This is a genomic window from Pseudomonas sp. Tn43 (genome assembly GCF_014192635.1).
Taxonomy (GTDB): Bacteria; Pseudomonadota; Gammaproteobacteria; order Pseudomonadales; family Pseudomonadaceae; genus Aquipseudomonas.
The window spans coordinates 451,805-476,940 of sequence record NZ_JACHYG010000002.1 but is presented as its reverse complement, the minus strand read 5'-3'; the positions used below and the strand labels follow the sequence as shown (position 1 = coordinate 476,940).

Genomic DNA, 25,136 nt, shown 5'->3' with positions numbered 1-25,136 from the left:
AAGCCAATTCCATTCCCTTCGATTCAACCTGCGGCATCCCCTGCAAACCGATCCGCCAGAAACGGCGTGATGTCCAGCGGCAACGGCTCGTTGTTCACCAGTTTGTCCAGCAACACGCCGGTAATCGCCGACGTCAGAATACCGGTGCGGAAATGTCCGCAGGCATTCAGATAACCCTCTACCCCTCGCATCGGCCCAAGAATCGGCAGCTCGTCCGGCGAGCCCGGACGCAACCCGGCCCAGCAGCGTTTCAGGCTGATATCGGCCAGCGCCGGAATACACCGCAGCGCGCCTTGCACCAGGCCGCTGATTTCCGGGTAGGTGGTGGTCACGTCGAAACCCTTGTTTTCCGTGGTGCTGCCGATCAGGATTTCGCCGTTGTCTTTTTGCGCCACGTAACAGTCGCTGGTGGTCAGGCAACCGTGCAGGATCTTCGGCATGCGCTCGGTCAGCAGGATCTGGCCTTTCACCGGGTTTACCGGAATGCGAATACCGGTGGCCTGTTCGCTGAGGTCGGCGGCCCAGGCACCGGCGGCGTTGATCAGCGTATCGCAACGGAATACGCCGGCCTCATCAGTCAGCACGCCGTTGACCCGCGAGCCGTGCTTCAACACACCGGTGACATTGGTGTTGAAATACAGGTCCACACCGTTCTGCCGTGCGCCTTCGGTGTAGGCATCGGCCAGGCGGAACGGGTTGACCTGATGGTCGCAAAGAAACTCCAGCGCGCCCCTTGCCTCATGACTGACGCTCGGCTCGGCTTCGCGCAAGGCCGCTTGATCGAGCCATCGCAGTTGATCCGCCAGGTGCGGAATACAAGCGACAATGTGCTCGGCATAGAGCCGGTCTTCATCGTCATAGATCACGAATTTCAGTCCGGTTTTCTCGAACTTGAAATCCATCCCGTGATGTTCCTGCAACTCCCGGTGCAGGTCCGGGTACATCGCGTTGGACTGCAAGGCGAAATCGAAGAATGCCTGCGGCAGGATGTGCGGCGTGCTGGAGTCCACCGCCACGGCGGCGCCATGGGCTTGGCGCTTGCGATTGGCCGACATCATGCGAAAAAAGATCACCCCGCATCCCAGCCCCACCGATTCGCCGATCGCCCACAAGCCACCGGCCGAAGCGCGGGTCGCATTGCCAGGACGCTTGGCGTCGATCAACGCGACTTTCAGGTGTTTGCGCTTGGACAATTGATAGGCGCAGGACGCCCCGATCACACCCCCGCCGGCGATGACCACGTCGTAAAACTTACTCATGGCTTGCGGCCTCCGTGCCCACAGGCTGAAACGCTGAAAAAGGAATCGGGTCGACGGGGAAACGCGGTCGCAGCCAACCCACATCCTGCCGGCCGGTGGCTTCGCGCAAACGGTCGGTGCAATACCCCACGCACATGCGGCCCTGACAATCGCCCATGCTCACACGGGTGCGCATTTTCAGGCCGGCCAGGTCTTGCACGCCCTGCTCCAGCGCCCGATCAATGTCGGCGCGGGTCACGTGTTCACAGCGGCAGATCACCGTGTCGGCGGCGGGCAGTGCGGTCTGCCCGGCGCCGCGCTCGGTGTAGCGGTCGACGGCAGCGCGAAAGCGCACGATGGATTTGAGTTTCGACAGGCAACGGTCGCGCCGCACAAGCGCCAGTTCCAGGTCCAGCACATTGCGTTGCAGAAGGATCGATACCGCCGCGATCCGTCCCGCGAGCATGGCCGCTTCGCCACCGCGAATCCCGCCCATGTCACCGGCCAGGTGCACGTGGGGCTCGCTGCTTTGCTGCCAGACATTGGCGCTGGCCCGCAGGTAGCCGTCGTCGCTGAAACTGTGATCCAGGCCCATTTGCTGGCTGAGTTGGGTGCGCGGAATGAAGCCGTAGCCGACCGCCAGGGTCTGCGCGGCAACCTGCTCGGCGCGACTGAAGTCTGGAACCCAAGTGCTGGAGTACGGCGCGACGGTCACCGATTTCAATTCGCCCTCGCCCTGAGCCTCGACCACGCCCCAGCCATAGTGCATGGGGATGCCGTGCAATTTCAGGTACGCAAGCATGCTCAAACCGTCGAGAAACAGCTGGGGCTTGTTCAACAGCGCGAGGCTTTCCCGAGCGATCTTGCCGAACGCGCACGCCTCAAAGACCCCGGCAACACTCACCCCGCAGGTATGCAGCTGGCAGGCCACCAGCGGCAACAACGGACCACTGCCCGCAATCACCACCGGGCCCTGGGGTTTTACGACGCCGCTCTTGATTTGCAGTTGCAGACCACCCAGCAGGATCACGCCAGGCAAGGTCCAGCCGGGAAATGGCACGCTGCGTTCATGGCAACCGGCAGCCAACAGCAACTGCGAATACTCGATTTCCTGCAGGCGCTCATCGGCGTCCAGCAGCACCAATGCGCGAGTGCCTTCAGCACCCACCACGCGATGGTTCAGGCGCACATCGATCAGACCCGACTGCTCCCGGAAATCGCCATGCAGTTTGGCCAGCGCTTCTGAATAGCGCGGCCCCAAATAGTCCAGTTGAACGTTATCGCGCAACGGGCCGCGATAGACTACCCCACCGAGGCGCGAGGCTTCCTCCAGCAAAGTACACCGCACGCCATGCCGGGCCAGTTCAATGGCCGCCGCCATACCCGCCGGCCCGCCGCCGACGATCACCGGATGCAGGCTCATGGCGCTTGCCATCCGGTGATGCGGTTGGCCCGGGTTTCGACGTCCATGCCCTCACGCACGATCGTCTGGCAGGCGCGACGTTTATGTCGGCCATTGATTCTCACCAGGCAGCATTGGCACACGCCCATGCCGCAATAGGCACCGCTGACTTGATCATGATCGTTGCGGGCCACTTGGCGTATACCCAGTGATTGAATGACCGTCAGGACGGTTTCGCCGATGGCGGCGTTAACGGTTTGACCATTGATGCGCACAGTCATGTCCGCCCGCACCAGCGGTTGGATATCGAAGGTTCTGTCTTGGCGTTGCATGTGGCGTTCATCCTTGAAAGGTTCAGGTAAGGGTTGCCAGCTCCATGCTGCACTTACACTTGCGATGGCCCGATGAGATAAAAAAGACGAGGGGCCTGCTCGGGTACTGGTCGATGCCGCAACAAGGGCCTGGATTGTTCACGGTAAGGCATGCCCCCGAACGAAACATTGATCCAGGCCAGTAAAAGCTGCCGCGCTTTTCACCGGGCATCCGAAAAGCAAAACGCCGCTTCTACCTGAAGCAGAAGCGGCGCTGGCAAGTGCCTCAAAGGGGTCACGTGAGCAAGGCAATCAGAATGATGATCGGGATCGGTACACCGAGAAAGAACAGCAATATAGAGCGCATGAAGGTTCTCCTGGGTTAGCGAACAGGTGGCAGCGTCGTGGTTGTGGTGGTGGTCACGTAGGCATCGGTTTCCAGGTACTCCACGGCATCTCGACGACGACCGCCGAAGATCGCGGCGAGGCTGGCAAAAAATGCACCGGCCAGTAGCGCGACAAACATCCACAACGCGGTCAAGGCTGCGACTTTAGCTGCGGTGTCAGCCGCTTGTTGCGCCGTCAGTTTGGCGTCGGCGACGGCTTTTTGAGTACGGGCATAGACTTCATCGACACGGCGCTCGGCGTCCGCTTGAGTGAGGTTGGTCCGCTGGGCGACCAGTTGCGCCAGGTAGGCCCGATCCTCGGGCGCCAATTGACCCTCATTGCGCAAGCTGCGCGCAAAGATCCGGGTGACGGTGCCATTGACCGCGTCTTCGCTGACGGCGACGGGCCGATCATCGCGAAACAGGCTGTCGATGAAGTAACCGTAAGGGTCATTGTCGGTGTTAGCGACCGCGCTGCCGGCAGCCTGGGTCATGGCGCTGGCGGCACCGCCGGCGACCTTGGCCCCGGCCTGCACACCGCCGCTGACGATGTTGCTGACCGAGCCGACCACCAGGGTCGCGGTCACCAGCGTCGCGATACACCAGGCCAGGAAGCCATGGGCCGTGTCACGGAAGTAAACTTCATCGCCATGCAAGTAGGCCCATCTCACCCGCAGGCGACCGGCGATGTAGCCACCGAGCCCGGACGCCACGATCTGGGTAAAGGCCAGCCACACAATCGTCGAGATACCCAGGCTTTTGGCGCTGACGCCTTCATGGGCCCACGGCGAAACCGCCGAAAAACCCAGGCCAAACCCCAGCAGCACGAGGATCAGCGACAACGCCGCAGCCGCCGCGGCCCCGGCGAAGATAGCGGCCCAGGACACGCCCGAGAGCGTGCTGAACTCATCTGCGGCAGGATAAAAACCATCAGAGGATCTGTTCATTGTTGTAGTGCTCCAGGCAGGTATTACAACTCGTCAAACGAGCAATTGCAGTCACCGTGCCAGTCGCGCCACCTGGAAAAATATTTCTATTTCAATGAGTTGAAAACAATGAACTTCTCAGGACCATGCAGATTGCAAGAATACGGCCCTGACGGCGGGTTTTATGCATTGGTCAAAACGGGTCTGTATGAAGTTTTATTTAGAAAACCATCGATCATTTCTTGGCAAAATGCCGCGCAACGTCTTGAACATTCTAATCAGGCAAAGCCCTATGACCCGCATCTTGACCATCGAAGACGACGCTGTCACCGCCCGGGAAATCGTCGCCGAACTGAGCAGCCACGGCCTCGACGTGGATTGGGTGGACAATGGCCGTGAAGGCCTGGAACGCGCGGTCAGCGGTGACTACGATCTGATCACCCTCGACCGCATGCTGCCGGAGCTCGATGGCCTGGCGATTGTCACCACCCTGCGCACCTTGGGCGTGGCCACGCCGATCCTGATGATCAGCGCCCTCTCCGATGTCGATGAACGGGTGCGTGGCCTGCGCGCCGGCGGTGACGATTACCTGACCAAACCGTTCGCCACCGATGAAATGGCCGCCCGGGTCGAAGTCCTGTTGCGTCGACAGAACACCATGACCGCCCAGGCCACCACTTTGCGTGTGGCCGATCTGGAGTTGAACCTGATCAGCCACGAGGCCAGTCGCGACAGCCGGTTGCTGACGCTGTTGCCCACCGAATACAAGTTGCTGGAATTTCTGATGCGCAACACCGGGCAGATTCTGTCGCGGATGATGATTTTCGAAGAAGTCTGGGGTTATCACTTCGACCCCGGCACCAACCTGATCGACGTGCACATCGGCCGCTTGCGCAAAAAGATCGACCCGCCAGGCAAAGCCCCACTGATCCGGACGGTGCGAGGCTCGGGCTATGTCATTGCTGAACCCCTCTAAAGGCTGGCGCTCCTCCAGCAGCCGCTTGCTGGCCCTTTACAGTTCGCTGTTCGTGGCCTGGAGCGGGATTCTGATGGGCGTCATGTATTACGAGGTGTCCAATTACCTGGACACCCTGGCCAAGCATTCGTTGATGCAACGTCAGCATCTGTTTTCTCGCTTTCAGGGCGCACAACTGGAGGATGCCCTCGCCGCCAGCGTGACCTTCGATGTGCGTGGCATTGATGCCTATGGCTTGTTCGATGACCAGCGGCGTCACCTCAGCGGGCCCCTGCGCCAGATCCCCCAAGGCCTGCCGCTGGACGGCAAGATTCATATTCTCAGCGACTGCGTCGATGCCGATGACCCGACCCTGCCCGCCGACAGTTGCGATGCCTCGGCGACCCGGACCCTGGACGGGCGCTGGCTGGTACTGATGCGGGACAACGGTTCGTTGTTTGCGGTGACCCGGATCATTCTGCATGCGCTGCTGTGGGGCGTGTCGCTGACCATTCTGCCCGGCATCGCCGGCTGGCACTTATTGCGAAGGCGCCCGCTGCGGCGAATCCGGGCGATCCAGGCCAGCGCCGAAGCCATCGTCGCCGGCGATTTGACCCGACGCCTGCCGTTGTCCAACCGCCGTGACGAGCTGGATATGCTCGCCGCCATCGTCAATGCGATGCTCGAACGCATCGAGCGCTTGATGAACGAGGTCAAGGGCGTATGCGACAACATCGCCCATGACCTGCGCACACCGCTGACGCGCCTGCGGGCGCAGCTGTACCGGATTCAGCAACAGGCCGATGAGGGTTCGACGCTGGCCGTGCAACTGGATTGCGTGCTCGGCGAGGCCGATACGTTGATGGCACGTTTTCGCGGCTTGTTGCGGATTTCCGAGCTGGAAGATCGCCAGCGCCGTTCGGGTTTCGTGCAACTGGACCCGGTGCCGTTGCTGCAAGAGTTGCATGACTTTTATCTGCCGCTGGCCGAAGAAGGCCAATTGACCTTTGAACTGCAACTGCCCGAGCCCTTGCCCTGGCTCAACGGCGACCGGGCGCTGCTGTTCGAAGCCCTGGCGAATTTGCTGAGCAACTCGATCAAGTTCACGCCGCCCGGTGGCGAGGTGATTTTGCGTGGGGTAAATGCTGCAGGCCATACGCGGATCGAAGTACTCGATTCCGGTCCCGGCATTGCGCTGGCCGAGCGTGAGGCGGTGTTTCAGCGTTTCTATCGCGCCGAAGGTGGTACCCCGCAAAGCGGATTCGGTCTGGGCCTGTCGATCGTCGCGGCGATTGTCAGCCTGCATGGGTTTACGCTGGAAGTGGGCAGCAACGAACCGGGAGGCGCGTTGTTGGTACTCGATTGCCGGCAGAGCCTGATTGCTCAGGCCTGATCCAAATCTCCTGAACTGACACGTAACCTGTGGGAGCGGGCTTGCCCGCGATGGCAGCCTGACAGAAAGCTATGTCGCCTGACACTCCGCTATCGCGGGCAAGCCCGCGCCCACAGGAGATTCGTTTGGGTCGGGAACTGCAGGGTTTGACTCAATACCCCGGAACCTCGCGCAGAAACACCGGCAGGTCGGTGATTGGCGGCATGGCCGGTATCTCGCAGTACATCTGGACCACCCAGCCTCGGTGAAAGCTGGCGTTGTTGACCACGTGCAACAGTATCGCGCCGGCACTCATGACCCCGTTTTCGCCCGAAACCGAGGTGAATTCGATGGGTTTATCCAGCGAGTCTTCGGTCTGGGCCGAGCTCCATCCACAAAACCATTGATCGATCTCCTGTTGCACCAGTCGCAGCTCGGTGAGTTCAGGATGAAGCAGCCCATGGGAGGTTTTGAAGCCGTGACCGCGCCCTTCCAGATGCGCCTGCCAGATGCAGTCGACCACGTAGACATGGTTCAAGGTGCCGATAATGTTGTTGAACACTGACACCCGTTTGCGGTTGAGCTCTTCCGGTGGCAGGGCCATAAGGCTGTCGAAGAGTCGCTGATCGGCCCAGCGCCTGTAATCGGCGAGCATGCGGGCAGTGCGTACGTTGATCATCAGAGGTCTCCCATATCGATGGGCGCATTGCCAAGAATAGCCCGCTCGGTGGATGCCATTACAGACACTGATAACCGGCAGCGTTCGCGGCAACCTGTGTAGCAGCTGGCGAAGCCTGCGTGCGGCTGCGCAGCAGTCGTAAAACCTGCCCATGCGGTTTACCTGATAGACCGCAGGGCGTGAATTCACGACTGCTGCGCAGGCGCACGCAGGCTTCGCCAGCTACACAGGAATGCACTATCGAATCGGTAGGGAACTACTGGGCACTGTCAGGCATCCTAAATTATGTGTTACTTCCTTTCCGCTTCGGAGGACGCCCTCATGCGCCGTCTATTGCTCATATCTTCACTAGTGCTTTGTTTGCCAGCTGGTTCGGCCATGGCCGATGTAGAGGCAAAAGATGTCGCCACCTCGGCCGGTATCTCCGCATCGCTGTACTCGACATTCAAAGATGACAAAATCGTGATTCCCGCCCGGGATGACGCCTCAAGCTTCGTGGCAAGTGGCGGTACGATTCGCGGCGCTTATCTGGAGTCAGTGTTGAAGCAGATTCGACAAGATCACCCTGACCTCCAGGCCAGCGATGAAGACTTGGCCAAAGCGATCCTCGCTCAATAAGATCCGCTCTCTGAAACCTCTAAACAGTCAGCCGTGGGCTCGTGACACCGGGAGAGTGCTCGGGCCCTAGGTTGCTTGCGCTCCAGCGGACAGCCGCGCCCAGTTGGCGACCAATTGCGCGCTGATGCTGACGCCCCCGCACACCACAATCACCACATCATGAGCCTCGGCGATCGCCGGATGGTCCAGGTACGCCACCGCCAATGAAACGCCGCACGCCGGCTCGACCAACTGACGCAAATCGTTGGCGTAACGAACCACGCCCATGATCGCCTCCTCATCGCTGAGCACCACGCATTCATGCGCAAAATCGAGAATGTGCTGCACCGGCCAGGCCGCCACTTGCGCCGCGCCAAGTGAGGTGGCGACGGTATCGATGCGCGGCAATCTGACCGGGTGGCCGGCACGGATAGCGGCCGCGAAAGACGCCGCGCCCCAGGTTTCGCAAGCAACGATTCGACAATCCATGCGCTGATGACGAATCAGTCCGGTGAGCAGGCCCGCCAGCAACCCTCCACCGCCCACCGACGTCACCAACACATCGACCTGAGGACAGTCCTCGAGAATTTCATCGACCATGGTGCTATGCCCTTCCCACAGCACCGGATGATCGAAGGCTGGTACGTATTCGGTGTCCGCGCCCTTTGCGAGTTCTTTCGCCCGTTGATTGGCTTCGTCCCAGACCTTGCCATGGACGATCACCTCGGCACCGGTTTTCGTGATTCTGGCGCGGGTGGTTTGCGGGGTGGTGTTCGGCACCACGATGCAGGCTTTCAGCCCAAGGCTGGCGGCGGCCACAGCGGTGGCCAACCCGGCATTTCCCCCGGAAGGACAGACCACTTTGCGCTTGCCCTGCTGCGCGGCCTGACTGCACAGCAGGCCCATGCCGCGCAGTTTGAATGAGCCGCTGGGTTGCAGGTTTTCCAGCTTGAGCCAGATTCGCCGGGTGGAGGTCGACAGGCCTGGGTGCAGAATCAGGGGCGTTCTGATATGAAGCATCGCGTGCTCCTTTTGACGCTCCCGGCCCAGCGGGATGTTCAACGCGCCGGGAGTGAATAGATGGAACCATCCTTATCCAAGCTTAGTTCACCCAGCTGCGCGGCTGTCGTTGTGGCGATAACGCGCTGCCCCGCGCAGGCGCTGCCGAAGGCTGCGATCTTTTGATTTTTTGAGCGATATTGATAGGGTTAAAGTCAGAAGATCGCAGCCTGCGACAGCGCCTACATGTCCTTTGCGAAATCAGTCATGAACATCTCGGCCAAACTCGCCTTTTTCACCCTCATCAGCACCCTGGCCTACCTCGCTCTGGCGGTATTCGGGCTGGGTGGGTTGGCAGCTTTCTTCTCGCACCCGCCGTTGGTGGTCATTGCGCTTGCAACCCTGGTGATGGCGATCGTGTCTTTGTTCAGCGAGGGTAACCTGAGCTCCGGCGAGCGCGAAGACCGCGCCAATCGCTGGGTGCTGCCGGTTTTCGGGGTACTCGGGTTATTGAGTGGGTATCTGCCAGCCTATACCGACCGGATCGACTTCTGGACCTTCGGTGGCGAGGGCGTGCGTTGGCTGGGCGCGCTACTGTTCATCGGCGGCGGCGCGCTGCGAATGTGGCCGGTGTTTGTGCTGGGCAAGCGTTTCAGCGGTCTGGTGGCGATTCAGCCGGGGCACCGCCTGGTCACCGACGGGATTTATCGGACCTTGCGCAACCCCAGCTATTTGGGGCTGCTGATTAATGGCGTGGGCTGGGCGCTGGCCTTTCGATCGGGGGTCGGGTTGCTGCTGGTGGCGCTGATGTTGATCCCGCTGATCGCCCGCATTCGCTCCGAAGAAGCGCTGTTACGCACGCAATTCGGCAGTGAATATGAGGCTTACTGCGCCCGTAGCTGGCGATTGATTCCGGGGATTTACTAACACATAACGCCAACCCCACCGTCGCCTTCGCGGGCAAGCCTGGGGGGTAGCGGTGATTCCTGTGGGAGCGAGGCTTGCCCGCGAAGGCGGTGGCACATTCAGCATTGATGTGACTGAAAGCCCTCACACATCAGAGTGCGTACAGGGTGATCTGGCTGTTGAGATCCACTCGCGCCGCGACCGAGTCGTAACCCGCCAGGGTGGCGTGCGAGGTCTGGAGCGGATGAACATGGGTCGCGGTGATGACCATGACATGGCCGCCCGCCGCTTCACCTGCGCGAATCCCCACGGCGGCGTCTTCGAAGATCAGGCACTCGGTGGGTTCGACCCCTAACCGACTGGCGGCCAACCGATAACCCGCTGGGTCGGGCTTGCCGGCGCTGACGTCTTCGGCAGTGACCATCACCAAAGGCTCGGGAATGCCTGCCGCCACCATTCGGCGCAAGGCCAGCGCCCGTGGCGCCGAGGTGACGATGGCCCATTGATTGGCGGGCAGCGATCTGAGGAAACTCGCCGCGCCGGCTACCTCGACAATCCCTTCCACATCGCCGATTTCCGCCTCGGTGATCCATGCGGCTTCAGCTTCAGCATCTACACCGGGCAAGGCCAGACGGCTGATGGTGTCTATGGCGCGAGCACCGTGGATGGTCGGCAGGAAGGTGTCGACATCGACACCGTGACGCCGGGCCCAGGTGGTCCAGATCCGCTCGGCGGCGGCGATGGAATTGAGGACAGTTCCGTCCATATCGAACAGAAAGGCGCGGTACGAGGTGTTGAACACAGAGGCTTGAATGGACAAAGGGCGAGTTCCAGAACCGGCGAAAGTTGTCAGGCAATGTACATCACCCACGCAGGAGCTGGTACGGGCGGCGATCTTTTGATTTTGCTTTTAGAACGAAGATCAAAAGATCGCAGCCTTCGGCAGCTCCTACGCGGTCCGGTTCGAATGCAGGGCGTTTTGTACACAATCGAGCAACTGTCCCACCGCCCAGGGTTTCTTGATGAACGCAACCGGATGCTTGACCCCGGAGCTTTTCGGGGTTTCGAAGCCGGACATGATCATGATCGGTTTGTCTGGCCAACGGTCGCCGAACTGATTGGCCAGGTCCGCGCCATTGAGTTTGCCCGGCATGGTGATGTCCGTCAGCAACAGTCCGACCTCCGGCGCATGCTGCTCCAGAAACTGCGACGCGGCGTCCGCGCTGATCTTTGCTTCAACCGCAAAGCCTTCCTCCTGAAGAATTTCGCAAAGAAACTCAAGAATCAACGGGTCGTCTTCCACCACAAGAATCAATCCGTCAGACAAGTGCGCGCCCGCCGTTGATACTGGACCCATGACTGTGCCACTCCCTGATTACATAAATGATTTGCGCGAGCTCAAATCCGCCACTTACAGGTATGAGCAGCGGACTTCGTGGAAATTCATTTTTGATACAACCGGACGACGAAATCAGCTGAAATGCATTCTTTGCGACCCTTGCGGTTTTCATCGAGTCTTGGCTCATCGCATCAGACTTGAACGTCGCGCAGCAACATGACAGCATTCGCAATTGCAACAATTTCCCATTTGCGAATTATCTTCGTTCGAGGTTTCGTCGTGCCGGGTCAGTCCGCTTCGTCCCTTTCCGAGCTTTACCGTGGCCATCACGGCTGGTTGTTCGGCTGGCTGCGCAAAAAGCTCGGCTGCCCCGACAATGCCGCTGATCTGGCCCATGACACCTTCGTCAAATTGCTGGGCCTGGACACTTTGCCGACATTGCAGGAACCACGGGCTTATCTGCTGGTGGCAGCCAATCGTCTGTTGATCAATCAGTATCATCGTCGCCGGGTCGAGGAAGAAACCCTGCGCAGCATGGTCGTTCTTCTCGATCAGCAGACCCAACAGGGCCCGGAACAGATCATTGCCGTGCGCCAATTGCTCGGCAAAGTGCTGTTGCTATTGCTCGAAGAGCTGGACGAGAAACCGCGCAAGGCTTTTTTGATGGCGCGTGTCGATGGCTGTTCCTATGCCGAGATTGCCAGGCACCTTCAAGTTTCCGAAAGCAGCGTCAAGCAGTACCTGGCCAAGTCGCTCGCACACTGCCATGCCCGTTTGTTCGACACGCTGCCCGAGGGGTTGAGCGATGACTGAAAGCCTCACCCAGAATCAGATCCGCGAGCAGGCGGCCGATTGGCTGGTGCGTCTGGACGAGGCGCCCTCACCTGAAGTTCTGGCCGAATTCAACGCCTGGCACGCTGCCGATGTGCGCCATGCGCAACTGTTCGAACAACTTCAGCAGCTGTGGCAATCCTTCTCGCCGCCAGCCAAAACCCGGCCTCGTCGCGCCCGCCTGATAGGCGCAGCCTTGGTGTTGCCGGCGGCGATCGCCGTCGGCCAATGGCTGCCCGTGCAGAGCTGGATGGCGCCCGCCACGCAGGCAACCGCTTCGCTCCCCGTCCGACTGGTTTTCCACGACAGGCCGTTGCCCGAAGTACTGGCCGAAATCGATCGGCATCGTCGGGGGGTTATCTGGGCGTCGGGTGCGCAATTGCAAACCCTGCGCTTCACCGGCGTGCTGCCCGCCCAAGACAGCGATGCCGCACTGGCGTTGTTGCAGGCGGCCTTGCCGATTCGTATCGAGACCTACAGCAAATACCTGGTGCAGGTGCGGCAGCGCTAAGCCCTGAGCCCGATCGGCTTTTGTAGGGGCGCGGGGGGGCGCCCGATCAAACGGCGCTCAAAAAAATCTTCAAGACAACTGCCCGATTTCATTTCAGCCCGGTCATTGGAGGTAATACAGTCGATTTCACGAGCAACAACAATGACCCATCAGACTTTTTCCTTCTTTCGCCTGAGCGCTCTGGCACTTGCCTTGGGCTGCGCCGTTCCGGCCTTCGCCGACTCCGCGACAGACACTTATCATTTCGAACTGGCCAGCCAGCCGCTGGACTCGGCACTGACGACACTGGCCTCGCAGACCGGGCTGTCGATCGGCGTCGATGCGGCGCTGTTGCGTGGCAAGATGGCGCCGTCGCTCAAGGGCGATTACAGCACCGAACAGGCACTCAATAGCCTGTTGCGCGACAGTGGCCTGCAATGGCGCTTGAGCGGAAAAAACAGCGTCACGCTACAACCGGCTCCGGTGCCGCTGGAACTGGGCAGCGGCTCGCTGTCATTGGCCGACACCGTAGTGTCCGCCACACGCAGCGAGGCCAGCATCGCCTCGATTCCCGGCACCGTGCAGTTGATTCAGGCAAAGGAGATCGCGCAACAATCCGCTGCCGGGCGCAAGGTGGCCGATATTCTCGGCACGCTGGTGCCCGGTCTGGCGCCCTCCTCCGGCACCATGAGCAACTACGGCCAGACCATCCGCGGACGTAACGTGCTGGTGTTGATCGACGGTGTTTCGCAGAACGCCAGTCGCGACGTTTCACGCCAGCTCAACAGCATCGCGCCGTCGAGTATCGAACGCATCGAGGTGGTCTCCGGTGCCAGCAGCCTCTACGGCGCGGGCGCCTCGGGCGGCATCATCAACGTCATCACCAAGCGTAACGAGGGGCAATCCCTGGCGATGAGCAGCCGCGTAGGCCTCAGCACCGCCGACAACCTCAACCGCAAAGGTTTTGCCTACGAAGTGTTCCAGAGCGCGACCGGGCGCCAGAATGCCTTCGACTGGTACGTGTCCGCCGACCTGTTGCAACGCAACGACCAGTTCGACGGCAACGGCAACCGCATCGCCCAGGAAGCGTTTCAGAGCAGCAATATGGACACCGAGAGCCATGACCTGCACGCCAAATTCGGCTTCGATCTGGATGACGATCGGCGCCTGAGCCTGTCCCTGCAGGAGTACGAGGACAAACAAGACACCGGCTATGTGGCCGGCTCTCGCAATGGCGAGTCGGTGGCGATCAAAGGCTTACAGTTGAGCGACCAGCCGTTCACCCATAACCAGGCCGTGAATTTCAATTACAGCGATCGCGATCTGTTCGGCCAGCACTTGATGGTGGAAAGCTACTGGCGCAAACAGCAGGCGCGGTTCTTCCCCTACAACTGGGGTGCCAACGCCGGGGTCGTAGCCTCCGAGAGCGAAGCCGAGGTCTATGGCCTGCGCACCGCCGTGGAAAGCACCCTGCCCTCGATTGGCAGCGCTACCGGCAACCTGGTCTGGGGCGCCGATTTCGAGAACGAACAAATCAGCCAGCAGGGCGACCGTTATCGCGTCGACGGCTTGGCCTACACGCCGACAGGCGAGCGCTACGCCTTCGGCCCGGACATTGAAACCAACACCACGGCACTCTTTGCTCAATCGAGTTGGGACATCGGCGACTGGACCCTGCGCGGCGGTGCGCGGCACGAGTGGATTCACAGCGATGTGGCCGACAGCATCGCCTTTGGCGGCATTTGGCAAGCGGGCGTGTCCGAAGTGTTGCCCGGCGGCACGCTGAAGTACGAAGACACTCTTTACAACCTCGGTGCGGTTTACCACATCAGCAGCGAGCAGGATGTATTCGTCAACTTCAGCCAGGGCTTCTCGCTGCCCGATGTGCAGCGCTTCTTGCGTGATGTGCGCGGCAGTTACAACATCCAGGACCTCAACGCTCAGGCGATCAAGGTCGACAGTTACGAACTCGGCTGGCGCGGTGACTGGGAGTCGTTGCAGGCCAACGTCACGCTGTTCGAGAACCGCTCGGACGTGACGCAGTACTACGATTCCGTCACCCGTGCGCAACGGCTGATCGATCAGAAAGAACGCGTACGCGGTGTCGAGACCAGCCTGACTTATCACCTCGATCAAGCCTGGTCGCTGGGCGGAACCTACGCGTGGACCAAAGGCGAAACCCGCCAGAACGGCGAATGGCTCGATTTGCCGGCCACGCGCATCTCTCCAGCCAAGACCACCGCCTTCGTCGCCTATGAACAGGACGACTACAACCTGCGGTTGCAGGCGATGCGCCTGGACAGCTACGACGCCGGTTTCAAGGATGGCAACGGGCGTAAAATCGAAGGCTATACCACGGTCGATCTGCTGGCCGGCGTGGAGTTGCCGGTCGGCAAACTGGACATGGGCGTCTATAACTTGAGCGATCGCAACTATGAAACGCTCTACATGCAGGCCAATGCGGCCGCGCCTTACCCTCATGCCGAAGGGCGTCGATTGGCGGTCAGCTATTCGGTGGATTGGTAAACGCGCGCTGGTCGTTCGTGGGGGCGAATTGTGGTTAAAATGCCGCCCCCTTTGCATGGCCGACCTTGCCCGATGAACCCAGATGCCCTCTCCGTCCTCCACGACCATTTGCTGACTGCGCTTGCGGCTGCACCCGCCGAAACCCGTCGACTGTTCCACGGCCGTGGCCGCTGCTGGCCAGGGCTGGAGCAATTGACCGTCGACTGGCTGCAAGGCGTGGTGCTGGTCTGCGTGTTCAAGGAACCGCAAGCGTCGCAACTGGAGGATTTGAAGCAGCGGCTGATGGCGATCACGCAGTCGCCTGCCTGGACGACCTCCGGCGCGCATACCTTGCTGCTGCAGCATCGATACCTGCCGGAAAGCACCACCGAATGGCTGCTCGGGGAGCCGATCGACGAGATGACGATCACCGAGGGCGGTCTGCATTATCGTGTGGACCTGGGCCGCAAACAGAACACCGGCCTGTTCCTCGACATGCGCTACGGCCGCGACTGGGTGCGGGCCAATGCTGATGGCAAGCGGGTGTTGAACCTGTTCGCCTATACCTGCGGGTTTTCCGTGGCCGCGATTGCGGGTGGCGCCACGCATGTGGTCAATCTGGACATGGCTCGCTCGGCCCTGAGCCGTGGCCGCGACAATCATCGGCTCAACGGGCATGACTTGAGCAAGGTGAGTTTTCTCGGCCATGACCTGTTCAAGTCCTGGGGCAAGGTCATCAGCAAGGGGCCTTACGATCTAGTGATCATTGACCCGCCGTCCTTTCAGAAAGGCAGTTTTCTGCTGACCAAGGATTACCAGCGCGTGCTGCGTCGCCTGCCGGAACTGCTCAGCCCTCAAGGCACGGTACTGGCCTGCATGAACGATCCGGCTTTCGGTGCGGACTTCCTCATCGATGGCGTCACCCGCGAAGCGCCGAGCCTGCGGTTTGAGCAGCGGCTGGAAAATCCGCCGGAGTTTCCGGATGCCGATGTTGAATGCGGGTTGAAGGCGTTGGTGTTCACGCTGAAAAACTGAGTCACCGCCCGCTCCCACAAGGTATCAACGCGGCTGCAACACCAGCGCAAACAGCTCGCCATGCCCACCGACATTGAGCTTGTGATAGAGATTGCGCCGATGCACCTTCACCGTTTCCGGGGAAATACCCAGTTGCTGGGCGATGGCTTTGGTGGAGAAGCCCTGGAGGATCAGCCGCGCCGTTTCGATTTCGCGCATCGACAAACGCGCATCGAAGAGATCCAGCAGGGTCGCCAAGTCGCCAGCCACGGCCTCGGCGGTAGGCCCTTCCGGGGGCATCAGTTGCAGGTGATGGCGCATGGCCGCCAGCACCCAGTCGCGCACGCACAGCAGACGGCCCTGCTCTTCAAGAGTGAACGCCGTCGAGCGGCCCAACGATAAACCGAGCACCGCGCCGTCGACGTTGACCATGAACTGCAACTCGTCGCTACCCACCACCGAGTGGAAATAGCTCAGGTAATACTCGCTCTGCTGAAACTGGTCGGGAGCCACGGCGGCCAGGCTGTGCAAGCCATCGGCAATACCGGCACAAGCGGCCTGGTAGAACGGATCGAGCAGATACATGCCGGCGCAGTAGTCCGCCAGTTCTTCATGCTCGTCGGCGCCGCTCTTAGCGTCGAAATCAATCAGCAGCCGTGGCACTCGCCCCGATCGCATTACCGCGACCAGCGCGTTATCCATCGGCACCAATAGCCGTAGCGTGTCCACCAGCGCACGCCAGAATCCGTCCTGACCCAACGCCGCAAAGACCCGCGCCAACCCTTGGTGCACCGGCAATTCCTTGAGCAACGCGTCCACGCCCTACCCCTTTCGAGTAACCCATGATGGGAATGGGTGAGTCCCCCGCCTGCCGATACGCTGCAAGCACCTGATCATCACCGGCCTGCAGCAGGCCAGGAGTGCCGCATCATGAGTGGTCATCGCTCGCATATCAACCTGGGACTGGGCGCCTGTTTGTGCGCTTCGCTTTCGGCGATCGCCGCCGACGCCCCCACCGTGAACGTCTACAACTGGTACGACTACATCGGCCCCAACACCTTGCAGGATTTCAAGCGCGACACAGGGATCCAGCCGGTTTACGACACCTTCGACAGCGCCGAAGTCCTGGAAGGCAAACTGCTGACCAGCCGCAGCGGCTACGACGTGGTGGTGGCCAGCAATTTCAGCCTGCCGACGCTGATCAAGGCCGGGGCGCTTGCACCACTGCCTCGGGCGCAAATGCCTGACTACAAAAACATGGATACCGCGCTGCTGGCGAAACTGGCCAACAACGATCCGGGTAACCAGTACGCTGTGCCGTATCTGTGGGGCACCAACGGCATCGGCTACAACGTCGACAGGGTCCGGGCCGCACTGGGCGACAAGGCGCCGGTGGATTCCTGGGAGCTGGTGTTCAACGAAGCGAACCTGGCCAAGCTCGGCGAGTGCGGCGTGGCGATGCTCGACTCGCCTTCGGAGATGCTGCCGGTCGCGCTGCATTACCTGGGCCTGCCGCCCAACAGCACCAACCCCGAGGACTACAAGAAAGTCCAGGCGCTTTTGCTCAAGCTGCGCCCGCATATTACCTACTTCAACTCTTCAAAATTCATCAGCGACCTGGCCAACGGCAACATCTGCGTGGCGGTGGGTTGGTCCGGCGCGATGCTGGAAGCCAAGACCAACGCCGAACAAGCGGGCAATGGTGTGAAGATCGCCTACAGCCTGCCGAAGGAAGGGGCGCCGGTGTGGTTCGACACCTTGGTGCTGCTCAAGGACGCGCCACATCCGCAGCAAGGCCTGGCGTTCATCGACTATTTGATGCGCCCCGAAGTCATCGCCCCGGTCACGGACCATCTGTCCTACCCCAACGGCAACCGCAACGCGACCAGCCTGGTGGCCGAGGCGACTCGCAACAACCCTGCCATTTACCCGCCGGCCGAGGCCTTGGCCAAGCTGTTTACCCTTGAACCTCTGCCCAAGGCGACCGAGCGCGTGCGCACTCGCGTCTGGAGCGCCGTGAAAAACGGTCAGTGATTCCCGATGCCTCTCAGCCAAACGCAATCCCATGTAGGAGCGAGCCTGCTCGCGATGACGGTGGGTCAGTCGATATCCGTGTTGAATGATAAACCGCTATCGCGAGCAGGCTCGCTCCCACAGGTTCCGCACCTGACTGGCATTTGTCAGTAAGTCCCCCCTTTTCTGCCACGAACTGAAGATGAGAGAAACGATGAAACCACGAGCCCGCGATCTGAACATTCAGTTCGGCCAACTGCAACCCGGCCCCCTCAACGCGATCACCGATGTGCCCGGCGTACGGGTCGGCCACAGCAATGTGCGAGGACGAACCGCCAGCGACCGCGACATCCATACCGGCGTCACGCTGATCGAGCCACGCGCCGGTTCCGCCAATCAACAGCCATGCTTCGCCGGCGTCCATGTGCTCAACGGTAATGGCGACGCCACGGGGCTTGAGTGGATTCGCGAGGCCGGTCTGCTGACCAGCCCGATTGCCTTCACCAATACCCACAGCCTGGGCATCGTGCGCGATGCACTGATCGATTTGGATCGTCAGGAGCAACCCGACGATGGGCGCCTTTACTGGAACATGCCGGTAGTGCTGGAAACGTTCGACGGCTTGCTCAACGACATCAATGGTTTTCATGTACGTCCTGAACATGTGGCCGAAGCGCTGCGCACAGCCGTCGGCGGCCCGGTCATCGAAGGCGCGGTGGGCGGGGGCAGCGGGATGATCTGTCATGAATTCAAGGGCGGGATCGGCACCGCATCGCGCCGGTTGAATAGCGCTCAAGGAGGCTGGACCGTCGGCGCAATCGTCCAGGCCAACCACGGCATTCGTCACGAATTGCGCGTCGACGGTTACCCGGTGGGGCGTTACATGGAGCAGGTCGACTCGCCCTTCCTCAAAGCCTCCCTGCCCCATCCGGGCATGGGCTCCATCGTCGTCTGCCTGGCCACCGACGCGCCTCTTTTGCCACACCAATGCACCCGCCTCGCGCAACGTGCCAGCCTCGGCCTGGCCCGCACCGGTGGCGGCAATGAAGACCACAGCGGCGACATTTTCGTGGCCTTCGCCACCGGCAATCAGCACGTACCGCCGGCCGCCTATGAAGGCAAAGGCGCGCCTACTTGCGATCACCTGAGGATGGTCAACAACGACCACATCAGCGAACTGTTCCTGGCCGCCACCGAAGCTGTGGAGGAAGCCATCATCAACGCCCTGTTGGCCTCGAATACCGCCGAAGGTAACGGCCATACGGTGCCGGGCCTGGATGCCAACACCTTGCTCAAAGCGTTGCGCCAGGCCGGTTGGCCGGGGGGATTAGACTAATGGTACTTGAGTGCCAGCCCCCACCTTCTTACGATGTTGATACGTAGCGGTTGGAGGTTTAAAGCCGTTGCGTAGGTGGTGAGTGAACTGAACCCCAATAAGCTCACCACTTGTTTCATGCGCATCTTGAGCCTCTGGCTCTACTTCCTCCCCATCAAAGAGCTTCGAGGCTCTTTTTTTGTCTGTCGAAAAGCATTGGCGCTGGCCGGTTGGCAAAGATGAACATCCTGGGCCGCGTCGCTGCGTCTGGATGCACCGAAAAGATCACGACCGATCACCCACGCAGCCTCCAGATGAACCGTCGGCTCCTGGATTTCCGATTCGAATAGCAGCTCGGACGTCACAACGCTGGCACCGCAATAATCGAAGATCCCATGGTCGATCTGCGTTTTCATGGCATCGGCATAACCATGGCGCGCATAGGTTCCCGCGTCGGCGCCACCAACGCCCACAAGGTGAACCCGCAGATGGCGAAGCTTCTTCTCCAACTTGGCATCGGCACTGAAATCGAATGCCCAGCCATTGGCGAACACCCGATCGATCCAGCCTTTGAGCAGCGCCGGCATCGACCACCAATAAACCGGATACACCAGCACCAGCGCATCGGCGCCATCGATTCGCGCCTGCTCGGCGGCCACATCGGCAGGGGGTGGGGCTTCCCGGTGATGGACGGCGAGATCGGCCGCGCCGAACCTCGGATCGAATCCTTGCGCCCAAAGGTCCGCGATCTCGAAAGAGTGGTCGGAATCAGCTGCGCATACACCTTCGCCGATCTGCCTGGCGAGGCTATGGGTGAGCGATTGTAGATCATGGTGAGCGACAACAATGAGTGCGTGCATGTCGAAAACTCCTGCTACGGAATGAGTGATTGAGGGCTGGAGACGAGCCTTATATACTCTTGGTAAGTTACGATCAGTAAGCTACTTTTGGTACATAAGCATGTCAAGCACCGAAACACCTGAGCAGGATTCCCCCCAACCACGTCGCCGAATGTCGCGCGAAGAGCGCCAGCGCCAGTTGCTGGATGTCGCCTGGCAGCTGGTTCGAGAGGAAGGGACGGAAGCGTTGACCCTTGGTCGGCTCGCCGAACAGGCGGGGGTGACCAAGCCGGTGGTGTATGACCATTTCACCACCCGCCCCGGATTGCTGGCGGCGCTTTATCAGGAGTTCGACGCACGTCAGACCTCGCTCATGGACGCCGCGCTTCAAACCAGTGAACCGACGCTGGCCAGCAAGGCAACGGTCATCGCGTCTTCATATGTTGATTGCGTCCTTCTCCAGGGCCGCGAGATACCCGGCGTGATCGCGGCGCTGACCAGCTCGCCCGAGCTGGAAAAGATCAAGCGTGAGTACGAAGCGATCTTCATGGACAAGTGCCGCAGCGCCCTCCTTCCCTTCACCGGCACGGGTGAAATTGCGCCAGCGAGCCTTCGGGCGATGCTCGGTGCAGCCGAGGCGCTGTCCCATGCCGCCGCGATTGGCGAGATCACGCCAGTGCAGGCACAAGACGAACTTTTCGCAACGATCGTAGGGATGGTCGAAAGAAGCGCATGCATTGGCGTCGGCCTCGAAACCTGAGCGGCCCTTTCTAACCCGATGCTATCAACCCTCATGGCGGCAGTGCCGGTGTGCTCCCTGGACCGCCGCTCACATCCGGCCGAAACTTGCGCATAGCAACAGTAGGCTAAGCTTTGAGCAGCTCATTGCTCACGATGCTCGATTCTGCAGGGTTTGGTTTTTTCTGGAGAGCGTCTGCAACAGCTATCTCAGACAGGCCCAAACCTTTCACGCAGGATTGACGTGATGACCGAGCCCCTCCTCAGCTTTGATGCACTCAAGCGCGCCGCGGCGTCTGGCGAAATCGATACCGTGTTGGTCTGCATGGTCGACATGCAAGGACGACTGGTCGGCAAGCGATTCCAGGTCGAGTTTTTCATCGACAGCGGCCATGAAGAAACCCATTGCTGCAATTACCTGCTGGCTGACGACATCGACATGGAACCGGTGCCGGGTTACGCCGCGGCCAGCTGGAGCAAAGGTTATGGCGACTTTGTCCTGAAACCCGACATGGCCACCTTGCGTCGCGTGCCTTGGCTGGAATGCACGGCGCTGGTGCTCTGTGATGTGCTCGATCATCACCACCGTCGCGACCTGCCGCACAGCCCGCGGGCGATCCTTAAAAAGCAGATCGAGCGCCTGCGCGAACGCGGCTATACCGGCATGTTTGCCTCGGAGCTGGAGTTCTATCTGTTCGACGAGAGTTATGAGGCGATCCACAAACGCAACTATCACAAGCCCAAAACCGCCGGCCATTACATTGAGGATTACAACATCCTGCAGACCACCCGCGAGGAGCCGGTATTGCGGGCGATTCGCAAGCATCTGCAGGCATCCGGCATTCCCGTGGAAAACTCCAAGGGTGAATGGGGGCCGGGGCAGGAAGAAATCAACATCCGGTATGCCGATGCCCTGACCATGGCCGACCATCACGTGATCATCAAACACGCCTGCAAAGAGATCGCCCAACTGCAGGGCAAGGCAATCACGTTCATGGCCAAGTGGCGCTATGACGCCGCCGGTTCCAGCAGCCACGTGCACAACTCGTTGTGGGACAAGAATGGCAAAAAATCGCTGTTCTTCGACCCCAAGGCCGAATTCGGCATGTCGAAGCTGATGCGTTCCTGGGTGGCCGGTCAGCTCAAATACGCTAACGACATCACCTGTTTTCTTGCGCCCTATATCAATTCGTACAAGCGCTTTCAGGCCGGCACTTTCGCGCCGACGCGGGCCGTATGGAGCCGGGACAATCGCACCGCAGGTTTTCGTTTATGCGCCGAAGGCAGCAAGGCCATCCGCATCGAATGCCGCATCGGTGGCGCCGACCTCAACCCTTATCTGGCCTTCGCGGCGTTGATCGCCGCGGGGCTGGCCGGTATCGACGAGAAACTCAACCTGGCGCCGCCCTTCGAAGGCGATGCCTACGTCGACGAGCACTTGCCTGAAGTGTCGAAAACCCTGCGCGAGGCCTGCGCCGCGCTCAAGGCCTCGAGCATGTTGCGCGAGGCGTTCGGCGATGAAGTGATCGACCACTACGTGCACACCGCCGAGTGGGAACAGAAAGAGTACGACCGGCGCATCACCGACTGGGAACTGCAGCGCGGCTTCGAGCGCTATTGAGCACACACCATGACTGAGATCGTTCAACTCATCTCTCCGGTCGATGGCCGGGTCTACGCCGAACGCCGCCGTGCCGATGCGGCGCAGCTCGAGCAGGCTCTGGCGGAGGCCACAGTGGCCCAGGCGCAATGGCAACGCCGGCCACTGAGCGAGCGCGCAGCCTTATGCAGCGCCGCCGTGGACGCGATGCTGGCGATGAAGGCCGAGATCGTGCCGGAACTGGCCTGGCAAATGGGCCGCCCGATCCGCTTCGGCGCTGGCGAGCTGCGTGGTTTCGAGGAGCGTGCGCGACACATGATCGCCATTGCGCCTGAAGCGTTGGCGGCGATTGAACCTGTCCCTGTCGCCGGTTTTCGGCGTTGGATCAAACGCGAGCCGTTGGGTACGGTGCTGGTTATCGCGCCGTGGAATTACCCGTATCTGACGGCAGTCAATACGATCATCCCGGCGCTGATGGCGGGCAACAGCGTGATCCTCAAACACGCTTCGCAAACCTTGCTGGTGGGCGAGCGTTTCGCCGAGGCGTTTCGCCGTGCTCATCTGCCCGAAGGCCTGTTCCACAACGTGCTGCTCGATCATCAGCAGACCGCCACGATCATCGCTTCAGGACGTGTGCAGCAGGTGAACTTCACCGGCTCGGTGGGGGCCGGCAAAGCCATGGAAGCCGCTGCCATGGGCCGCTTCCTCGGCATGGGTCTGGAGCTCGGCGGCAAAGACCCCGCCTACGTCAGGGCAGACGCTAACCTTGAGCATGCGGTGGAAAACCTGGTGGATGGCAGTTTCTTCAACTCCGGGCAAAGCTGCTGCGCCGTCGAACGTATCTATGTCGATGAGAATATCTACCCGGCCTTTGTCGAGCGCTTCGTCGACTTGACCCGCCAATACGTACTGGGCAACCCGCTTTACGAAGCCACCACCCTCGGCCCGCTGGTGGCGCCGAGCGCCGCTGAATTCGTTCGCAGGCAGATCGCCGATGCACTGACACAAGGGGCCAGGGCGTTGATCGATCCACAGGATTTTCCCGCCGATGCACCCGGCAGCGCCTATCTAGCGCCGCAGGTACTGGTGGACGTCACCCATAAAATGTCGGTGATGCGCGAGGAAAGCTTTGGCCCGGTGGTCGGCATCATGCCGGTGGCCAGCGACGACGAAGCCATCGCGTTGATGAACGACAGTGAGTTCGGGCTCAGCGCGTCCATCTGGACCCAGGATCTCGCTTCCGCCGAACGCATCGGCGACGAGATCGCCACCGGCACCGTATTCATGAACCGCTGCGATTATCTGGACCCGGCCCTGGCCTGGACCGGGATGAAAAACAGCGGGCGCGGCGTCACGCTGTCACGCCTGGGCTATGAACACCTGACCCGCGCGAAATCCTTCCATCTGCGCCACGAGATCTGAGCCATGAGCCTGACCGCGAACTGGAATTACCCCACGAGCATCCGCTTTGGCATCGGCCGCATCGCCGAATTGGCCGAGGTCTGCCGCAGCCAAGGGATCCAGCGACCGTTGCTGGTCACCGACAGCGGCCTGGCGCGTGCCCCGATCACCACGGCGGCGGTGGAATCCTTGCGCGCTGCCGGCCTCGGTGTAGCGCTGTTTTGCGACCTCAAGCCGAATCCGATTGAAGCCAATCTGGCGGGAGGGCTCGATGCCTGGCGCGCCGGCAACCACGATGGCGTGGTCGCCTTCGGCGGTGGCAGTGGCCTGGACATGGGCAAGCTCATCGCGTTCATGAGCGGCCAGACCCGACCGGTCTGGGATTTCGAAGACATCGGCGATTACTGGACACGCGCCGACGAAAGCAGCATCGCCCCGGTCATTGCGGTGCCAACCACAGCCGGCACCGGCTCCGAGGTGGGCCGTGCGGCGGTGATCATCGACGAACGCACCCACACCAAACGCATCATCTTTCACCCGAAAATGATGCCACGGGTAGTCATCAGCGACCCGGCCCTGACCATCGGCATGCCAGCAAAAGTCACCGCCGGCACCGGCATGGATGCGTTTGCCCATTGCCTGGAATCGTACTGCGCTCCCGGTTTTCATCCGATGGCCGAAGGCATTGCGGTGGAAGGCATGCGCCTGGTGGCCAATGCACTGGTACGCGCCGTACACACCCCCTCCGACCTCGATGCGCGCGCGCAAATGCTGGCGGCCGCCGCAATGGGCGCCACCGCTTTCCAGAAAGGGTTGGGTGGCATGCACGCACTCGCCCACCCAGTGGGTGCTCTGTACGACACCCACCACGGCATGACCAATGCCACGTTCATGCCCTATGTGCTGAAGTTCAACCGCCCGGCCATTGAGGAACGCATCACCCGTCTGGCCGCTTATTTGCGTCTGCCTTCCCCGGGCTTCGAGAGCTTTCTGGCCTTCGTCCTCAAGCTGCGCAAAGACATCGGCGTGCCCCATACGCTGTTTGAACTGGGGGTGGATGACAAGCAGGCCGATCTGATCGCCGACATGGCGATTGTCGACCCCTGCGCCGGCGGCAACCCGCTGCCGTTGACACGAACTGGCGCGGCAGAAATTTTCGACGCGGCGTTTCACGGCCGTCTCTAGAGCAATCGTCTGTCCATGGCCAACGTGTGAGCACGCAACCTGGATGGATTTCAACCGTTAGAGGCAGGAGCAGTACGACAGGGGGTTGAAGACGA

General features: G+C 60.8%; 24 protein-coding genes. 14 read left to right on the top strand and 10 right to left on the bottom strand.

The annotated features are described in order from the left end of the window. Positions 1–23: 23 nt before the first annotated feature. From hcnC to FHW68_RS06445, 4 genes are all read right to left on the bottom strand, one after another. Positions 24–1,259: a cyanide-forming glycine dehydrogenase subunit HcnC gene (hcnC, locus tag FHW68_RS06460; RefSeq protein WP_095630704.1), complete on the bottom strand. Its 1,236-nt coding sequence runs from the start codon at positions 1,257–1,259 to the stop codon at positions 24–26. After that, positions 1,252–2,661, bottom strand: a complete 1,410-nt coding sequence (gene hcnB / locus FHW68_RS06455) for a cyanide-forming glycine dehydrogenase subunit HcnB (RefSeq protein WP_183679430.1) — start codon at positions 2,659–2,661, stop codon at positions 1,252–1,254. Before hcnB ends, hcnC begins: the two co-directional genes overlap by 8 nt. After that, complete coding sequence (gene hcnA, locus FHW68_RS06450) at positions 2,658–2,972, bottom strand: cyanide-forming glycine dehydrogenase subunit HcnA (RefSeq protein WP_095630702.1); 315 nt, start codon at positions 2,970–2,972, stop codon at positions 2,658–2,660. The genes hcnB and hcnA overlap by 4 nt, the downstream gene beginning before the upstream one ends. A 361-nt stretch (positions 2,973–3,333) precedes the next feature. Then, entirely contained in the window at positions 3,334–4,284 is a 951-nt protein-coding gene (locus tag FHW68_RS06445) for a hypothetical protein (protein ID WP_183679428.1), read from the bottom strand. 271 nt (positions 4,285–4,555) lie between these two features. Between FHW68_RS06445 and FHW68_RS06440 the strand changes: the two genes are divergently transcribed. Then, positions 4,556–5,239 carry a response regulator transcription factor gene (locus tag FHW68_RS06440; protein WP_095630700.1) on the top strand — a complete coding sequence of 228 codons (684 nt, stop codon included), beginning with the start codon at positions 4,556–4,558 and terminating at the stop codon, positions 5,237–5,239. Further along, a complete protein-coding gene (locus FHW68_RS06435) occupies positions 5,217–6,611 on the top strand; it encodes a HAMP domain-containing sensor histidine kinase (protein ID WP_095630699.1) in 1,395 nt (464 codons plus the stop codon). The genes FHW68_RS06440 and FHW68_RS06435 overlap by 23 nt, the downstream gene beginning before the upstream one ends. A gap of 151 nt (positions 6,612–6,762) precedes the next feature. Here FHW68_RS06435 and FHW68_RS06430 read toward each other — a convergent pair whose 3' ends face one another. Next, the gene (locus tag FHW68_RS06430; RefSeq protein ID WP_095630698.1) at positions 6,763–7,269 is read right to left on the bottom strand and encodes a DinB family protein; all 507 of its coding nucleotides are present in this window, start codon (positions 7,267–7,269) and stop codon (positions 6,763–6,765) included. Between the two features lie 321 nt (positions 7,270–7,590). On the opposite strand from FHW68_RS06430, the gene FHW68_RS06425 reads away from it, so the two are divergent. After that, a complete protein-coding gene (locus tag FHW68_RS06425) occupies positions 7,591–7,887 on the top strand; it encodes a DUF2388 domain-containing protein (RefSeq protein WP_095630739.1) in 297 nt (98 codons plus the stop codon). Between the two features lie 66 nt (positions 7,888–7,953). Here the strand turns inward: FHW68_RS06425 and FHW68_RS06420 are convergent, their stop codons facing one another. Continuing rightward, positions 7,954–8,886, bottom strand: a complete 933-nt coding sequence (locus FHW68_RS06420; protein ID WP_183679426.1) for a pyridoxal-phosphate dependent enzyme — start codon at positions 8,884–8,886, stop codon at positions 7,954–7,956. Between the two features lie 246 nt (positions 8,887–9,132). Between FHW68_RS06420 and FHW68_RS06415 the strand changes: the two genes are divergently transcribed. Continuing rightward, a complete protein-coding gene (locus FHW68_RS06415) occupies positions 9,133–9,792 on the top strand; it encodes an isoprenylcysteine carboxylmethyltransferase family protein (protein WP_183679424.1) in 660 nt (219 codons plus the stop codon). A gap of 130 nt (positions 9,793–9,922) precedes the next feature. Here the strand turns inward: FHW68_RS06415 and FHW68_RS06410 are convergent, their stop codons facing one another. Together FHW68_RS06410 and FHW68_RS06405 are read right to left on the bottom strand one after the other, a co-directional pair. Continuing rightward, complete coding sequence (locus FHW68_RS06410) at positions 9,923–10,591, bottom strand: HAD-IA family hydrolase (RefSeq protein ID WP_183679422.1); 669 nt, start codon at positions 10,589–10,591, stop codon at positions 9,923–9,925. A gap of 129 nt (positions 10,592–10,720) precedes the next feature. Then, complete coding sequence (locus FHW68_RS06405) at positions 10,721–11,128, bottom strand: response regulator (protein ID WP_095630695.1); 408 nt, start codon at positions 11,126–11,128, stop codon at positions 10,721–10,723. Between the two features lie 198 nt (positions 11,129–11,326). On the opposite strand from FHW68_RS06405, the gene FHW68_RS06400 reads away from it, so the two are divergent. From FHW68_RS06400 to FHW68_RS06385, 4 genes are all read left to right on the top strand, one after another. Then, positions 11,327–11,923: a sigma-70 family RNA polymerase sigma factor gene (locus FHW68_RS06400; RefSeq protein ID WP_256582782.1), complete on the top strand. Its 597-nt coding sequence runs from the start codon at positions 11,327–11,329 to the stop codon at positions 11,921–11,923. Next, positions 11,916–12,452, top strand: coding sequence for a DUF4880 domain-containing protein (locus FHW68_RS06395; protein ID WP_095630693.1), 537 nt, complete (start codon positions 11,916–11,918; stop codon positions 12,450–12,452). The genes FHW68_RS06400 and FHW68_RS06395 overlap by 8 nt, the downstream gene beginning before the upstream one ends. Positions 12,453–12,593: 141 nt before the next feature. Beyond that, positions 12,594–14,957, top strand: a complete 2,364-nt coding sequence (locus FHW68_RS06390; protein ID WP_183679420.1) for a TonB-dependent receptor — start codon at positions 12,594–12,596, stop codon at positions 14,955–14,957. A 72-nt stretch (positions 14,958–15,029) separates the two neighbouring features. After that, complete coding sequence (locus tag FHW68_RS06385) at positions 15,030–15,971, top strand: class I SAM-dependent methyltransferase (protein WP_183679418.1); 942 nt, start codon at positions 15,030–15,032, stop codon at positions 15,969–15,971. 24 nt (positions 15,972–15,995) lie between these two features. Here the strand turns inward: FHW68_RS06385 and FHW68_RS06380 are convergent, their stop codons facing one another. Further along, a complete protein-coding gene (locus FHW68_RS06380) occupies positions 15,996–16,769 on the bottom strand; it encodes a helix-turn-helix transcriptional regulator (RefSeq protein WP_183679416.1) in 774 nt (257 codons plus the stop codon). Positions 16,770–16,880: 111 nt separating this feature from the next. Here FHW68_RS06380 and FHW68_RS06375 point away from each other — a divergent pair, with 111 nt between their 5' ends. Beyond that, entirely contained in the window at positions 16,881–17,984 is a 1,104-nt protein-coding gene (locus FHW68_RS06375) for a polyamine ABC transporter substrate-binding protein (protein WP_095630689.1), read from the top strand. Positions 17,985–18,177: 193 nt separating this feature from the next. Continuing rightward, entirely contained in the window at positions 18,178–19,299 is a 1,122-nt protein-coding gene (locus FHW68_RS06370; RefSeq protein WP_095630688.1) for a P1 family peptidase, read from the top strand. Positions 19,300–19,439: 140 nt separating this feature from the next. Here the strand turns inward: FHW68_RS06370 and FHW68_RS06365 are convergent, their stop codons facing one another. Continuing rightward, entirely contained in the window at positions 19,440–20,138 is a 699-nt protein-coding gene (locus FHW68_RS06365) for an NAD(P)H-dependent oxidoreductase (RefSeq protein WP_095630687.1), read from the bottom strand. A gap of 100 nt (positions 20,139–20,238) precedes the next feature. Between FHW68_RS06365 and FHW68_RS06360 the strand changes: the two genes are divergently transcribed. From FHW68_RS06360 to FHW68_RS06345, 4 genes are all read left to right on the top strand, one after another. Continuing rightward, positions 20,239–20,877, top strand: coding sequence for a TetR/AcrR family transcriptional regulator (locus FHW68_RS06360; RefSeq protein ID WP_095630686.1), 639 nt, complete (start codon positions 20,239–20,241; stop codon positions 20,875–20,877). 225 nt (positions 20,878–21,102) lie between these two features. Then, a complete protein-coding gene (locus FHW68_RS06355; protein ID WP_183679414.1) occupies positions 21,103–22,476 on the top strand; it encodes a glutamine synthetase family protein in 1,374 nt (457 codons plus the stop codon). Between the two features lie 9 nt (positions 22,477–22,485). Continuing rightward, positions 22,486–23,877, top strand: coding sequence for an aldehyde dehydrogenase family protein (locus FHW68_RS06350; RefSeq protein ID WP_183679412.1), 1,392 nt, complete (start codon positions 22,486–22,488; stop codon positions 23,875–23,877). Between the two features lie 3 nt (positions 23,878–23,880). Then, positions 23,881–25,041: an iron-containing alcohol dehydrogenase gene (locus FHW68_RS06345; protein ID WP_183679410.1), complete on the top strand. Its 1,161-nt coding sequence runs from the start codon at positions 23,881–23,883 to the stop codon at positions 25,039–25,041. Positions 25,042–25,136 lie beyond the last annotated feature (95 nt).